The following is a 14,757-nucleotide window of genomic DNA, read 5'->3' as shown; positions in this document are numbered from 1 at the left end:
ATCTTAAAATAGAGAGCTAAAGTTTTATAACTTTAGCCCCAAATCCACCACTACTTGGATGTGCATCTTCAAAACCTTTTACTCTTGGATGTTTTTTCAAAAACTCTTTTACAGCAAAAGCTAATTTTCCAGAACCAATCCCGTGATATACCAAAACTTCTTCAAATCCTGCCAAAAGAGCATCACTTAAAAACTTATCAAGATTCTCAATAGCCTCTTCTGCTCTAAGACCGTGTAAATCTAACTTTATATTTCCTGTTTCTGGCTTTTGAATAGTTACAACAGCTTTTTTTGTAGGAATTTTTGGTGGAGGATTTCCACTTCTACTTAAATCACTAAGTTGAACTTGAACTTTCATTCCCATATCATTTTCAATAAATGCCTTAGAACCTTTAATTGAAACAATAGTTCCTTTTGTATTTCTATATTTAACTCTATCTCCAACTTTTAGCTCGATTTTTTCTTGCACTTTTTCAACTTCTATCTCTTTTGCTATTTTATGTGAAATATTTAAATGTTGATGTGATTGGCTAACAAGTTTTGCTTTTATAGCCTTTTTTGCTTCATCTCGTGCATCTTGATACTCTTTATGAAGCTTTGATTTTTCACTATAAATATGTAAATCCAAACTCTCTTTTTGCTCTTTTATATTATTTGATAATCTTTTATAATTTTCTATTTCACTATCTAAATTTGCTATTTTTTGCCTATACTCACGCTCAAGCTCACTACTTCTTTCTATCAACTCATTTAATCTATCTTTATCTTCTCCATAAACCTCTTTTGCCCTTTTTACAACTCCAGCTGGAATTTTATATCTTAATGCTGTTTCAAAAGCATAAGATCTACCAATAGTTCCTTGTAAAAACTGATATGTTGGTTTTTGATTCTCTTCATCATAAAGTGCTGCTATTAACTCAACATTTGGGTTTGAAGCCATCAAAGCAGCCAATCTTTTATGATGAGTTGTAATTATTATTTTTATATCATTTTTAATTAAATCTTCAATAATAACTTTGAATAAGCTTGCGGCTTCATCTGAATCAGTACCTAATTCTATCTCATCAACTCCAACTATTGCATTTTTTACTTCAAAAAGCTTTGAAAATTCTAACATTCTACCAGCAAATGTGGAAATATCATTTTTAACACTTTGAGGATCATCTAAAACAGCATTTATAGATTTAAAATTACTTACAACTGTACTTTTATGAGCATTATATGGAAGTAAATATTTTGATAGAAAAATCGCACTTAAAATCGATTTTAGCATCATTGTTTTTCCACCTGCATTTACTCCTGTTATCATAATAACACTTTTTGAAAAATCAATAGAAATAGGTCTTGGACTACTTAAAGCTGGATGACAAAAATCAACAAGTCTGTTCTCATCTTTTTTAGAAGGTAAAATAAAATTTTTATCCCCTATTTTTGAGAAAAATATCCTAGCTTGATAGTGATCAAACTTATCAAACTCTTTATTTATAAACTTTAAAAAAAGTAGATTTTTTTCAAAAATATGAGAAATTTCTTTACAAAGTTTAAACAAAATCTCTTCTTGTTTGTTTTTTAAATCACTCTGTTTCTCTTTTAAATCACTAACACTATGTGGAATTACATAAAAGAATCCTGAATTAGACCTATCTATAACACTTCCACTAAGTATATGATTAAATCCTCCACGAACCAATAAACACTCTTGCTCATTTATAAAATGTACCTGCATATCTACTAAATAAGGCTTTATTTTTGATGAGTTTATAGTTTTATAAAGACTCTGCTTTATCTCTTCTTTATTTTTATAAATAGCTTGCTTTATATTGTCAAAATCTTCATCAACACCCTCTTTTAGATTTGCTTTATCATCAAAATATTCACAAATTTTTAAAATATCATTTGGAATAATGATTTTATCCATCCACTCAAAAAGTTTTCCTTCAAAATTAAATCTTTTTAGATATAAAAAATAGTTTATTATTTTTATAAACTCATAAATTTCATAAACTCTTAAAACACCTTGTTTTTGAAGATGCATTAACTGTGAATCAAGATTTTGTACACTTAAAGGTTGGTTTATATTATATTTTGAAAGTTCACTTATTATTTTATAGTGAATATTTATATCACCTTCTAATATTATAGATTTTTCTCTTGCAAAAAGTTTTGAAAAGTTTGTGATATATTCGTTTAAGTCTAGTTTTTTTATTAAATTTTCCATAGTTTGAATTGTATCAAAATAGCAATAAGGTTCTTATGAAAAATTTTATATTTTTATATTAAAACTATAGTAAAAACAGTAATACCTTTAATCTTTTTGATTAAATTTATTAAAATTATCAATCATATTTGAAGGTGTTGTAAATACTCTTTTAAATATATTTAAAGGGGCAGAAAATCCATCTTTAAATAAATTTGTAGTAAGAACTGGGTCGCTTAAATTTCCTGTTAATTGTATTTGCGTCTCAACTCTCTTTTTATCTCCCAGTAAAATATAATTTACAATTGGAATATATTCAAACACAGATGAATATGTTTTTAAAAATACTAAATTAAGCGTTGCATCTACCTCTTTTTTATTTAAATCTAAAACTCCTTTTCCTTCAAAATCCATACCATTTCCAACTGTGTGTAAATTTTTTATATCAATTAAATTTTTATCATTATCATATTCAAATTCAACTACACCCTCTTTTATTTTGTAAATTCCTAGTTTATTTAAGCCAAAAACAGCAGGAATAGCCAAAAGTGGATTTATAAAAGCTGGTGAACTTTCAACTAAAAACATAATATTATTTAAAATAGTAATATTTTTTAAACTACTATTCTCTACTATTAATTTTCCTTTTATACTTTTTGTAGTTCCATTTGCAAAAAGATTAACTTTTCCACCATCTATAATATTACTATTTGCAAAAGTATTTATAAATTTTTCATTTATCTTTGCTGCATATATATCTATATTATTGTTTTGATTTGTAAAACTTATTTTACTATCTTCAAATTCTAAATAGAAAAATTTTCTATCTTTATTTATATTTAACTCATAAAAATCTGCTAATATCTTATTTTTATTATTAATAACTATATTTGATTTTGTTCCAATAATACTTAAATTACCTATTTTCTCATGAATATCATTATATTTTGTATCATAAAAAATATCATATCCATCTAATTTTATAGTTGTTTGATTATCTCTTACTCTTAAAAAAATATCATCTTTTTTTGAGTTTATATCTAAAATATCATTTTTGTATTTTCCTAAAATATCAAGCTCTTTTAAATCTTGATTATCTTTTTTTATAGGTAAATCCAAATCAAATAAAGATGCATTAAAAGTTATTACATCTTTTTTTATATTAAAATTAGCACTTTTTATTTTATACTCTTGATTATCAAAAAATAGTTTAGAATTTTTTAAGTCTATATTTGTATCAAATTCTACTTTACTATTTTTACTGATATTCTCATCATAAAAAATATCATATCCATCCAAAAAAAGATCTATATTATCTTTAATATTTAACCTTATTGAGTTATCACTAGAAGATATTTGTACTCTATCTTTATTTATATTTCCATAAAAATCTAAACTATTTATCTCTTTATTATATTTTTTTATAGGAACAACAAACCCACTAACAAATCCATTGAAGTCTATATTATCTTTATTTATAATTTTTAAAGATATATTTCCACTATTTATACTATTTTGTTTTAAAATATCTGAATAATTATATATCTTTGAAATATCATTTAGATTTATAGTTAAAAACTTATCGTATTTTATAACTGTTTTTAAATCTTTTAGTTCAATATTTACATTTTTGCTAAAATCCATAAAAATATCACTATTTGCGTTTGTTATATTTAAAATTTTAGAATTTTTGCTATCTTTTACTAAAATCTTATTTATTTGTGAAGTTCCTTCTATTTTTAAACTATTTAAATCTAGTTTTAAATTTGCTTTTGCATCTACCATATCTTGATAAATAAAACTAGCATCATTTATATATAACAAATCATTTTCTAAAATAACTTTTGCACCATTTGTTTCAAAATCAAAACCAGATATAGAAATGTTTGATTTTTCTGCTATAAAAACTCCATTATAACTCATAGGCTTATCTTCTGCATAAGGGAAAGATAAAAGTAACTTAGCTTGCGTTTCTCCATTTTTTTGCAAAACGGGAACAACAATTCCATAGGCTTCTAAAATACCTAAAATATCTTTATCTAAAGATGTTTTAGCTTCTATATTAACCAAAACTAAACCACTATTCTCATTTGCAATATCTTTTATTGTTACAAAACTATTTTTAAGCTCTTTTTCTTTGTATATAGCATCTACTAAATCAAAATGTAAGGTACTATTTTTAAAATTTACATTAACTTTAGTTGTATTTATCTCTTCTAGACTATTTTCAAATCTTATTTTTGCATTTTCAATAACTGCATCACCTTGTAGGCTTTTTCCAATTATCTCATTTTTATTTAAATCAAATTCACCATAAAACCAATTTAGCTTAAAATCTCCAGTTACATTATCATACATCCAAAAGTTTGCAACTTCTGGTAAATCAAGATATTTCTTTAAGAAATGTAAGTTTTTAAAAAATTCACTTTTTATAAAAAAATTAACTCTATCTTTTGTGATATCAATATTTCCAGAAACTATTAAATCTTGATAATAAATATCTCCAAAATACTTTAACTCTTCATCAAAATAGTCAATTTTAGCTTTTCCTTTAAATAAAATGTTGTAATCTTTTAAATATAAATTATTAATATCTAACAAAACCTCTTTTGATAAAACATCTATTTTTGAATCAAGTAAAAAAAACTTATTTTCAACACTTAAAATATCTTTATTTAATACTATTTTAACTATATTATCGTTTATTGATAATTTTTCTATATCAATACTTTGAAACCATTTTAATACAAATGGTAAAATATCTAAATTCTTTTTTATATCTTCAATTGAGCTGTTTGTCATAGTTTTTTCTGATTTATACTCTATGTTTTCAATATTTAAAATGAGTTTTTTATCCAATTTCATATAAAATTGCGAAATTTTAAAATTTAATAACTGAAAAGAGCTGATTTTGATACCTGAAAATAGAAGAGAAAACATCACAAATAAGAGAGATAACGAGAGTAACAATACAAAAATTCTGATCTTTTTTAACACTTTATATCTATCCCTTATTTTTTGTATTGCTGTGCTTTACTATCTAAACTTACCAGTTGTTACAAATAAAATAATCTTTATTCCAAAAGGTAGTACGAGCAGTATTGTAACACACTTAAACAAAAATGGCTATGAAATGAATATAATAGATGAGATTATTTTAAAATCTAGGGGCTTCATTCAAAGTGGTTGGATTGATGTTGAACAAACAAGACTTACAAAAATGGATTTTTTAATAAAACTTCTTACTTCAAAAGCTGCTTTAAAAACAATTACGCTAATTCCAGGTGAAACTTCATACTTTTTTTTAAAAAAAATTGCAGAAGAATTTAATTTAGATGAAAATAAACTTCAAAAAATTTATGATGAACACGCATATAAATTAGATGGAAATATATTAGCAGATAGCTACTCTTTGCCTGTTGGAATGAGCGAAGAGTATATTTTATTTTATCTATTTTCTCAAACAAATAAAAAATATGAAGAGTTCTCAAAAAAAATATTTGGTAAATATGATAAAGAAAAATGGTTTAGATACATATCTTTAGCTTCAGTTATACAAAAAGAGGCAGCAACAACAAATGAAATGCCTATTATTGCAAGTGTTGTTCACAATAGATTAAAGAAAAATATGGCACTTCAAATGGATGGAACATTAAACTATGGAAAATATTCAAATAGTGTTGTGACAGCTGATAGAATTAGAAATGATGAAACTTCATATAATACTTACAAAAACAAAGGTTTACCAAAAGATCCAGTTTGTGCAGTTAGTTTAGATGCAATAAAAGCTGCAATTTTCCCTGTAAAAAGTAATTACTTATATTTTGTAAGAGATAACAAAACAGGTCTTCATAAGTTTTCAAATGATTATGAAACACATCAAGCAAATATTAATGCGAATATTGGAGTAGCAAAAACTTATACAAAAGTTAATGATAAACCAAACGATATAGATAATGAAGCTATTGATATAATGAAAAATGATATTTCAAATCAAAAAGCACCTTCAATAAAAGATTTGTTTAATAGTGTAAATTAAGATGTGAATATTTGAAACAATCAGATATTCACACACAAAAATATAACTAAATTCAATATCTTTAAATATAAATCTAGTTACAATCTCGCCATATCAAATTTAAAATTTAGGATGAAAAATGGCACAAATTATTTACACAAAAGTTGATGAGGCACCAGCACTTGCTACATACTCATTTTTACCAATTGTACAGGCTTTCACAAAAAGTTCTGGTATACAAATGGTTCAAAAAGATATTTCACTAGCTGGAAGAATTATTGCAGCTTTCCCTGAAAACTTAAAACCAGAGCAAAAAATTGGTGATGCTTTAGCTGAGCTTGGTGATATGACTCAAAATCCAGATGCAAATATTATTAAACTACCAAATATCTCTGCATCAATCCCTCAATTAAAAGCAGCTATTGCTGAACTTCAATCAAAAGGTTATAACATTCCAGATTATGACGCAAGTGAAGAAGTAAATGCAAAATATTCTAAAATCTTAGGGAGTGCTGTAAATCCAGTATTAAGAGAAGGAAACTCAGATAGAAGAGCTCCAAGTGCTGTTAAAAACTATGCAAAAAACAATCCACACAAAATGGGTGTTTGGGCAAAAGATTCTAAAACTGATGTTGCTCATATGGATTCAAATGATTTCTATGGTTCAGAAGTTTCAACTATATTAGAAAAAGAGGATAACTTTAAAATTTCTTTTGTTGGAAAAGATGGAAAAGAGACTGTTTTAAAAGCATCATTACCTTTAGAAGCAGGAGAAGTTGTTGATGCAACTAAACTTTCTGCAAAATCTTTACAAGAGTTCTATCAAAAAGGAATTGATGAAGCTAAAAAAAGAGATGTTTTATTATCACTTCACTTAAAAGCTACAATGATGAAGGTTTCTGATCCAATTATGTTTGGATTTGCTGTAAAAGTATATTTCAAAGATTTAATTGCAAAACATAGCGCAACTTTTGAAAAAATTGGAGTAAACTTTAACAACGGTTTAGGTGATTTATACTCAAAACTTGACCAAGTTGATGATGCTACTAGAGCACAAATTTTAGCTGATATTGATGCAGTGTATGCTTCTCAACCAAGACTTGCTATGGTAAACTCTGCAAAAGGTATAACAAATTTACATGTTCCATCTGATGTTATTATTGATGCATCTATGCCTGCTATGATTAGAGGTGGTGGAAAAATGTGGAATAAAGAGGATAAAGAAGAAGATACTCTAGCTATGATTCCTGATAGATGTTATGCTACAACTTACCAAATAATAATTGATGATTGTAAAAAAAATGGAGCACTTGATCCAAAAACTATGGGTTCAGTACCAAATGTTGGATTAATGGCTAAAAAAGCTGAAGAGTATGGAAGTCACGATAAAACTTTCCAAGCAAATGAAGATGGTAAAATAGTTGTAACAAATAAGGCTGGTGAGACTGTATTTAGTTTTGATGTTGATAATGGTGATATTTTTAGAATGTGCCAAACTAAAGATGAACCAATTAAAGATTGGGTAAAACTTGCAGTTAATAGAGCTAAACTATCAAATACTCCTGCAGTATTCTGGTTAGATAAAAATAGAGGTCATGATGCTAAAATGATTGAAAAAGTTGAAAAATACTTAAAAGATTATGATTTAACTGGTCTTGAAATATCTATTAAATCTCCTGATGATGCTATGCAATATTCACTTGACAGAATGAGAAAAGGTCTTGATACAATTTCTGTAACTGGAAATGTATTTAGAGATTATAATACAGATCTATTCCCAATTTTAGAGCTTGGAACAAGTGCAAAAATGTTATCAATTGTTCCACTTATGAATGGTGGAGGACTGTTTGAAACAGGTGCTGGAGGATCTGCTCCTAAACATGTTCAACAACTTCAAGAAGAGAACTATTTAAGATGGGATAGTTTAGGTGAATTTATGGCTCTTGCTGCTTCATTTGACCATTTAGCAAATACTCAAAATAATAAAAAAGCAGCTGTTTTAGCAAAAACTTTAGATAAAGCTACTGGAACTTTCCTAATCAATGACAAATCTCCAGCTAGAAAAATTGGAAGTATAGATAATAGAGGAAGTCATTTCTATCTTGCAATGTACTGGGCAGATGAGTTAGCAAAACAGAATGATGATGCTGAATTAAAAGCTGAATTTACTCCAATTGCAAAAGCAATGAATGAAAATGAAGCTCAAATTTTAAAAGAGCTTACTGAAGTTCAAGGAAAACCAGCAAATACAGGTGGTTACTACCTATTTGATGATGAATTAACTTCAAAAGTTATGAGACCTTCTGCAACTTTAAACAAAATTATTGGATAACTACTAAAAAGAGGATTTCCTCTTTTTAGTCTAAATTTAAAATCTTTCTTATGAAAACTCTTAATTTGCTCTTCAAATTTAAAAAGGCTCGATGTGAATAAAAAAACTGTTGGAATTATTGGTGTTGGAAATGTTGGTTCAAACTTAGCTTTTTGCCTAGCTACAAGCAATCTTTGTAAATCTATTTTACTAAAAGATATTAGAGAAGAATTTACACAAGCTATGGCTTTAGATATATCTCAAGCAGCAAAATCTAAAAATAGCGCTACAAAAGTTAAAGCTTGTATAAATAATAGTGATTTTAAAAACTGTGATATTGTAGTAATAACAGCTGGAATTGCAAGAAAACCAAATATGAGTAGAGAAGATTTAATATTTACAAATAAAAAAATATTAGAATCTATTTTTGATGAAGTGTTAGAAAACAATAAAAATGCTATTTTTATTATAGTTTCAAATCCTTTAGATGCAATGGTTTATGTAGCATTAAATAAGTCAAAGTTACCTAGAAATAAAGTTTTTGGTATGGCTGGTGTTTTAGACAGTGCAAGATTTAAACACTATATAGAAGAAAAATTAGATTTTGATTACACCAATATAGAAGCTATGGTTATAGGAGCACATTCAAATACAATGGTTCCTTTGATAAATCATGCAAAAGTTGATGGTAAAAAAGTCGTTGATATATTAAAATCTGAAGATATTGAATATATTTTAGAAAATACTAAAAATGGTGGAGCTAGAATTGTTAATTTATTAAAAACAGGTTCAGCTTATTTTGCACCTGCTTACTCTTGTTTTCTTATTTGTAGGGCTATAATAGAAGATACTAAAGAGACTTTTCCAACATCTGTTGTCCTTTTTGATGAATATGGTTATAATAATATTACTCTTGGAGTACCAACTATAATAGGTAAAAATGGTATTGAAGAGGTTATAGAGCTTGATTTGAGTGATGATGAAAAAGAAAATTTAAAATTATCTGCTCAAACTGTTGTAAGCAGTATTAATATTTTAAAGGATAATAAATGAAACAAACATTTGAAGTACATAATGTAAAATGTGGTGGTTGTGCAAATACTTTAACAAAATCTTTGAAAGATGATTTTGGTAGTGTTGAAGTTGATTTATCTGTAAATCCAAGAAAAATAACATTAGATATTGAAGATAATAAAATTGAAGAGTTAAAACTTAAATTAAGAAGTTTAGGATATCCACTAACAAATGATGAGTTAAGTGGTTTTGAAAAAGCAACTACAACTGCAAAAAGTTTTGTATCTTGTGCAATCGGTAAAATTGATGTTGCATTAAATAAATAAAAAAATTGACTAAAATCAATATATTTTAATCTTAGATTGCATATAATAATTTTATCTTATTTAAAAGGGAAATTAAATGAAAAAAATAGTTTTAGCAACAACAATATTAGCGGCAACTTTTGCATTTGCAAATCCTTATGCAAAATGTGTAGCATGTCATGGTGCAAATGGTGAAAAAGTGGCTTTAGGTAAGTCTAAAATAATCAAAGATATGACAAAAGAAGATTTTGTAGCATCTTTAAAAGGTTATCAAGATGGAACTTATGGTGGTGCTCAAAAAACTCTAATGGTTGGTCAAGTTAAAGGTATGGATGAAGCAACTATGAAACAGATTGCTGATTTAATAATTAAGTAATCTTTTTAATAAAGTAGCTAAAATATTTAGCTACTTTATACTCTTTTTTATATTTTCTAATATTTTTATAAGCTCGTTTTTCTCATTTATAAGTTCACTTATCAAAATATCTTTTTTATCTTTAAAATTATTTATATTTTTTTGTTCTAAAATTTTTCCCAAATATATTTTAAACTTTGATTCATCTTCTAAATAATCAATACCTAAGCATTCTGCAATAATTTGTGGTTTATCATTACCTAATGTGTTAGATAAAACTATTTTGTCTATCTTTTTTAGGCTATAAAAAATATTATTATCTACAATTTTTGGCTCTAAAAACTCTTTTTTCCAATAATTAGTAGCTTCTTTTTCAATAGTCGTTATATTTTTTAATATAATATCTTCAAATAAAACTTTATTTATAGATAATTTAAGCATTTATTCTTCCTAGAATCAAAGTGAAATGAATTTCAATTATAAAATGATACAATCCCATAAAAAATTTAAGGGACAAATATGTTAAAAACTTTTAAATATTTTACTACCATTTTAGCAATATCTTTTTTACTTACAGCTTGTAGTCAAAAAGTAGTTGTAGAAAAACCAACAATTTTAGAAGTAAAACAAGATAAAATTGTAGAACTATCGAAACAAGCAAATGATAAATCATTCAATCAAGAAGAACAAACAGATGAATATTTCTCTAAATATTTTAGACCTTGGAAACAATCAAAATTATCTTATAGTGAAATTGAGGCAAAATGGGGCTTTTCATATAAAAATAAAAAAGTATATTTAGAAAATCATAATCAAGCAACAAAAGAGTGGTTTGATAAAAAAATAGATAATGCAAATTTTGAAAACTACAATAAAGATATTAAAAAAGCAATTACACTAAAAAATACAAATGTAAGAGTATTGCCAACAAACTCACCAATGTTTTATAATCCTAGTTTACCAGGAGAAGGTTTTCCATTTGATTACAACCAAAATTCACTACTAAAAATAAATACTCCTTTGATAGTTTCTCACTTCTCAAAAGATAGAGCTTGGGCATTTGTTGAGTCACACTTTGTTGGTGGTTGGGTAGAGATAAATAACATTGCATTTGTAGATGATGATTTTATAAAAGATTTTACTACAAATGATTATTTTATAGCAACTAAAGAAAAATTTGCTATTTATGACCCTATTTTTAGAGAGTATGTGAAAGTTGGTACAATTTTTCCTAAAAAAGATAATAATTTTATAGTTGCAAAAGAAGATGATAATTTAAATGCAAAAATATCATATATTCAAATAGAAGAAGAGTTCATTGAAAAAATGCCATTATCTTATAATCACGAAAACCTTGCTAGAATTTTAAAGGAGTTTATAAATGAACCTTATGGTTGGGCTGGGCTTTTAAACAATAGAGATTGCTCTAGTTTTACTCAAGATTATTTTAGTGTATTTGGAAAATACCTTCACAGAAACTCAAAAGCACAAACAACAAATGGAAAGTATTTTGATATTTCACAACTAAATCTTGATGAAAAAAAAGAGTTTATAAGAAAAAATGGTATCCCTTTTTCTACTTTAGTATATTTAAAAGGACACATAATGTTGTATATAGGTCTTGAAAATAATGAACCTTTAGTTGTTCATAATGTTTGGAGTGTTAAATTAAAAGACAAAGAGGACAAAGAGTTTAGATATATAATAGGGAAAACAGCTATTACAACTCTAGAACCTGCAAAAGAGCAGGAAGGTTTTACTCAAGATAGTAATATCCTAAAAAAAGTTTTAGGAATAACTATTTTATAAACTATTTATTTTCTTCAAGTCTAATTAAAGGATTGAATAAAAGAGAATCTAAAACTTGATTCTTAAACTTCATATCCTCTAATTGTTTGCTTAAAAATGTATTTTCTTCATTTAGAGATATATAATGTGAATAAAGTCTATTTATATCTTTACTTGTATAATAAATATTATTGCTAACATAAATTTTTGGGATATACATAAAGAGTGCTAAAAATAGCATAATAATAACAAATCTTAATGAATTTTTTTCATTTAATTTAAACAAATCTAAATACCCTCAACTTTGCACTTCTACTTCTTGGATTTTGTTTTATCTCAAAATTTGTTGCAATTATAGGCTTTTTAGTAATAATTTTACCTAAAGCATGATTTTTCCCACATTCACATCTAAAAGCATCCTTAGGACAAATACAATTTTCGCTCCATTTTTTGAAATAGTTTTTTACAACTCTATCCTCTAAAGAGTGAAAAGAGATTATTGCAACTATACAATCTTTTAATTTTGCCTCTTCCATAGATTTAAATAATCTATCTAAAACACCTAACTCATCATTTACTTCAATTCTAATTGCTTGAAAAATCAAAGTAGCTGGATGAATTTTTCCTTTTGGAAGTTTATTATAAAAAAACTCTGCGAGCTCTTTTGCACTATAAAATGGTCTATTTTGAAGAATCAAAGATGCAATTTTTTTATATTCTCTAATTTCACCATACTCTTTAAAAATATTTTCAAGTTCTACTTGAGAGTATGAATTTATAACAGTTGAAGCATCTAAACTCTGATTTTGATTCATTCTCATATCTAGATTTTCTGAATTAAAACTAAAGCCTCTATCTAATTTATCAAGTTGCAAAGAAGATACTCCAATATCAGCCAAAACACCTCTTATTGGATAATTTTCAAATTTTTTAATAATATTTTCAAAATTTCCTTTGTTAAATTCGACTCTATTTTCAAAATCTTTTAATCTATTTTTACTAAAATTCAATGCCTCATCATCTTGATCATTGCAGATTAATTTTACACTACTATTTTGATTTAATAATCCACTACTATGTCCTGCATATCCTGTAGTACAATCAATAATATAACCTTTGTTTATATCTTTAAAACAATCTAAAACTTCATTATATAAAACAGGAACATGTGGTATATTTTGCAAATTTAGCCTTTTATTAAAATTGGTATATAATACCGAAAATATATTTAAGGCTTAAAATGTTGAATCAAGATACAGTAAAATTATTATCAGAATTATCTCTATCGATGTTTACAAAAAACTTTTTTGGAATTTTTCAAGGTGCAATCTCAGCCAAACTAGACCATGAACACTTTATGATAAATTCAAAAGATGCTGTTTTTGATAATTTAGATGATAAATCTTTTTGTACTTTAAATATGAATAAACCAGACTATAGATGGAATATTGCTAGTTTAGATGCATATACTCATTCAGCTATTTATACAAATATCCACGAAGCAAAATATATAGCATTTGGTATGCCAATTTATACTACAGCTTATACTTTAGGACATGATAATATAATTTTTGAAGACTATTTTGGAAAAATACTTTTTGGAGAAGTTCCAATATATAATCCAGGTGATTTATCAACTTGGAAAGAGAGAAGTGCTTTAGAGATTACAAAATCTATAAAAAATACAGACCATAACTTACTTGTTATTAAAGGTATCGGTACTTATATTTACGATAGAGATATTCATGAACTTGTAAAAAAAATAGCAATTTTGGAAAATTCTTGCAGACTTTTAAGTATAAAAAGCACTTTTAGATAATAGATATTATGAGATACTAAAACAATTAAAAAAAGCCTTTAATAGCACCCTTACACGCTAATTTACTTTTTTGATGTATCAAAATATTACTTTTGGTGTACTATTTTTTTGTACAAATTTGACACAATGTACACACTAAATTTTAACTCCATACTTTCTATTCATTTCTAAATAATGTTCAACAGTACCCTTCCCTAATCTAGTGTTATAATGTAACTTCCAATAAGCTGCTCTTTCTTCAATTGTTTTTGGAATTGGATCACCTTTTAACCAATAAAACAATCTTGCAAACAACAAAGCCAAATAACTGTTATATCTTAAATCATCCCACTCTACTAAACTTATATCAACCCCTAGCTCTTTTAAAATTTTATCTCTTGATTTCATATTTCTTTTTAAAATATCTTTAAAAGGTAGCTCATCAAATTGAGTTAATCCCATTCCAGCACCAACAGTCTTATCTTCAATTTTTCCAAGTCCAGTTTCAGCAACTGCTGTTTCAATAATCATTTGCATAGCAGTTCCATGCATTCCATAACCAATGCAATCACAGATTTTTTTAGCTTGTTTTACGATTGTTTCATCATCTATAAATCCATAGTTCATATTTCACCCTCTTTTAGATTTTCCCGTGGGAAATTTTTATTAATTTGTTTTTCACAAAAAGCGTTATATCTATCAATTTGGTTTTCATAAAAAGTCATTGCACTTTTTAACTCATTACATCTTGATAAAAATACTTCCTTATCTGACTCATCAACTACAAATTGAGTTTTATCATTTGAAATTTCTTTAGCTTCATTACACTGAAGAGGTTTTATTTCAGCTTTTTCAAGCTTATAGCAGACAACCTCTGGTTTAAAAACAATTGGTGGCTGTTTTGAGCTACATCCAGCAATAAAAAAACTAAAAATTAACAATAATAGGATTTCTTTTTTCATCTTTATTTA

General features: G+C 26.2%; 14 protein-coding genes. 7 read left to right on the top strand and 7 right to left on the bottom strand.

Annotated features, from left to right (window positions below; translation table 11 throughout):
* Nucleotides 1–16: 16 nt before the first annotated feature.
* Together AC5LG6_RS01750 and AC5LG6_RS01745 are read right to left on the bottom strand one after the other, a co-directional pair.
* The gene (locus tag AC5LG6_RS01750; RefSeq protein ID WP_498585532.1) at nucleotides 17–2,218 is read right to left on the bottom strand and encodes an endonuclease MutS2; all 2,202 of its coding nucleotides are present in this window, start codon (nucleotides 2,216–2,218) and stop codon (nucleotides 17–19) included.
* Between the two features lie 87 nt (nucleotides 2,219–2,305).
* The gene (locus AC5LG6_RS01745; RefSeq protein WP_498585531.1) at nucleotides 2,306–5,056 is read right to left on the bottom strand and encodes a YhdP family protein; all 2,751 of its coding nucleotides are present in this window, start codon (nucleotides 5,054–5,056) and stop codon (nucleotides 2,306–2,308) included.
* A 52-nt stretch (nucleotides 5,057–5,108) separates the two neighbouring features.
* On the opposite strand from AC5LG6_RS01745, the gene mltG reads away from it, so the two are divergent.
* From mltG to AC5LG6_RS01720, 5 genes are all read left to right on the top strand, one after another.
* Nucleotides 5,109–6,236 carry an endolytic transglycosylase MltG gene (gene mltG / locus AC5LG6_RS01740; protein WP_498585530.1) on the top strand — a complete coding sequence of 376 codons (1,128 nt, stop codon included), beginning with the start codon at nucleotides 5,109–5,111 and terminating at the stop codon, nucleotides 6,234–6,236.
* A 118-nt stretch (nucleotides 6,237–6,354) separates the two neighbouring features.
* Nucleotides 6,355–8,547: an NADP-dependent isocitrate dehydrogenase gene (locus tag AC5LG6_RS01735; protein ID WP_498585529.1), complete on the top strand. Its 2,193-nt coding sequence runs from the start codon at nucleotides 6,355–6,357 to the stop codon at nucleotides 8,545–8,547.
* Between the two features lie 93 nt (nucleotides 8,548–8,640).
* Nucleotides 8,641–9,579, top strand: a complete 939-nt coding sequence (locus tag AC5LG6_RS01730; protein ID WP_498585528.1) for a malate dehydrogenase — start codon at nucleotides 8,641–8,643, stop codon at nucleotides 9,577–9,579.
* Entirely contained in the window at nucleotides 9,576–9,866 is a 291-nt protein-coding gene (locus tag AC5LG6_RS01725) for a heavy-metal-associated domain-containing protein (RefSeq protein WP_066222886.1), read from the top strand. The genes AC5LG6_RS01730 and AC5LG6_RS01725 overlap by 4 nt, the downstream gene beginning before the upstream one ends.
* A gap of 76 nt (nucleotides 9,867–9,942) precedes the next feature.
* Nucleotides 9,943–10,221: a c-type cytochrome gene (locus AC5LG6_RS01720; protein WP_498585527.1), complete on the top strand. Its 279-nt coding sequence runs from the start codon at nucleotides 9,943–9,945 to the stop codon at nucleotides 10,219–10,221.
* Between the two features lie 30 nt (nucleotides 10,222–10,251).
* Here the strand turns inward: AC5LG6_RS01720 and AC5LG6_RS01715 are convergent, their stop codons facing one another.
* Nucleotides 10,252–10,641 (bottom strand): hypothetical protein, encoded by a 390-nt coding sequence (locus tag AC5LG6_RS01715; RefSeq protein WP_066222883.1) that lies wholly within the window; start codon nucleotides 10,639–10,641, stop codon nucleotides 10,252–10,254.
* A 78-nt stretch (nucleotides 10,642–10,719) separates the two neighbouring features.
* Here AC5LG6_RS01715 and AC5LG6_RS01710 point away from each other — a divergent pair, with 78 nt between their 5' ends.
* Entirely contained in the window at nucleotides 10,720–12,009 is a 1,290-nt protein-coding gene (locus AC5LG6_RS01710; protein ID WP_498585526.1) for a C40 family peptidase, read from the top strand.
* A 1-nt stretch (nucleotide 12,010) separates the two neighbouring features.
* Here AC5LG6_RS01710 and AC5LG6_RS01705 read toward each other — a convergent pair whose 3' ends face one another.
* A complete protein-coding gene (locus tag AC5LG6_RS01705; RefSeq protein ID WP_066154503.1) occupies nucleotides 12,011–12,274 on the bottom strand; it encodes a hypothetical protein in 264 nt (87 codons plus the stop codon).
* The gene (gene rsmH / locus AC5LG6_RS01700) at nucleotides 12,267–13,172 is read right to left on the bottom strand and encodes a 16S rRNA (cytosine(1402)-N(4))-methyltransferase RsmH (RefSeq protein WP_498585525.1); all 906 of its coding nucleotides are present in this window, start codon (nucleotides 13,170–13,172) and stop codon (nucleotides 12,267–12,269) included. Before rsmH ends, AC5LG6_RS01705 begins: the two co-directional genes overlap by 8 nt.
* A 56-nt stretch (nucleotides 13,173–13,228) precedes the next feature.
* Here rsmH and AC5LG6_RS01695 point away from each other — a divergent pair, with 56 nt between their 5' ends.
* Nucleotides 13,229–13,807, top strand: a complete 579-nt coding sequence (locus AC5LG6_RS01695) for a class II aldolase and adducin N-terminal domain-containing protein (protein ID WP_066154497.1) — start codon at nucleotides 13,229–13,231, stop codon at nucleotides 13,805–13,807.
* Nucleotides 13,808–13,942: 135 nt separating this feature from the next.
* Here the strand turns inward: AC5LG6_RS01695 and AC5LG6_RS01690 are convergent, their stop codons facing one another.
* Nucleotides 13,943–14,413, bottom strand: a complete 471-nt coding sequence (locus tag AC5LG6_RS01690) for a hypothetical protein (RefSeq protein ID WP_498585524.1) — start codon at nucleotides 14,411–14,413, stop codon at nucleotides 13,943–13,945.
* A complete protein-coding gene (locus tag AC5LG6_RS01685) occupies nucleotides 14,410–14,727 on the bottom strand; it encodes a hypothetical protein (RefSeq protein WP_498585523.1) in 318 nt (105 codons plus the stop codon). The genes AC5LG6_RS01690 and AC5LG6_RS01685 overlap by 4 nt, the downstream gene beginning before the upstream one ends.
* Nucleotides 14,728–14,757: the final 30 nt, after the last annotated feature.

The sequence above is a fragment of the Arcobacter thermotolerans genome, from assembly GCF_983172305.1.
This window is presented reverse-complemented; position numbering and strand designations above follow the sequence as displayed.

Bases quoted from the DNA above. Each gene is read 5' to 3' on its own strand.
- AC5LG6_RS01750 (WP_498585532.1), bottom strand. From the start codon at position 2,218: ATGGAAAATTTAATAAAAAAACTAGACTTAAACGAATATATCACAAAC.
- AC5LG6_RS01735 (WP_498585529.1), top strand. From the start codon at position 6,355: ATGGCACAAATTATTTACACAAAAGTTGATGAGGCACCAGCACTTGCT.
- AC5LG6_RS01725 (WP_066222886.1), top strand. From the start codon at position 9,576: ATGAAACAAACATTTGAAGTACATAATGTAAAATGTGGTGGTTGTGCA.
- AC5LG6_RS01720 (WP_498585527.1), top strand. From the start codon at position 9,943: ATGAAAAAAATAGTTTTAGCAACAACAATATTAGCGGCAACTTTTGCA.
- AC5LG6_RS01715 (WP_066222883.1), bottom strand. From the start codon at position 10,641: ATGCTTAAATTATCTATAAATAAAGTTTTATTTGAAGATATTATATTA.
- AC5LG6_RS01710 (WP_498585526.1), top strand. From the start codon at position 10,720: ATGTTAAAAACTTTTAAATATTTTACTACCATTTTAGCAATATCTTTT.
- AC5LG6_RS01695 (WP_066154497.1), top strand. From the start codon at position 13,229: ATGTTGAATCAAGATACAGTAAAATTATTATCAGAATTATCTCTATCG.
- AC5LG6_RS01690 (WP_498585524.1), bottom strand. From the start codon at position 14,413: ATGAACTATGGATTTATAGATGATGAAACAATCGTAAAACAAGCTAAA.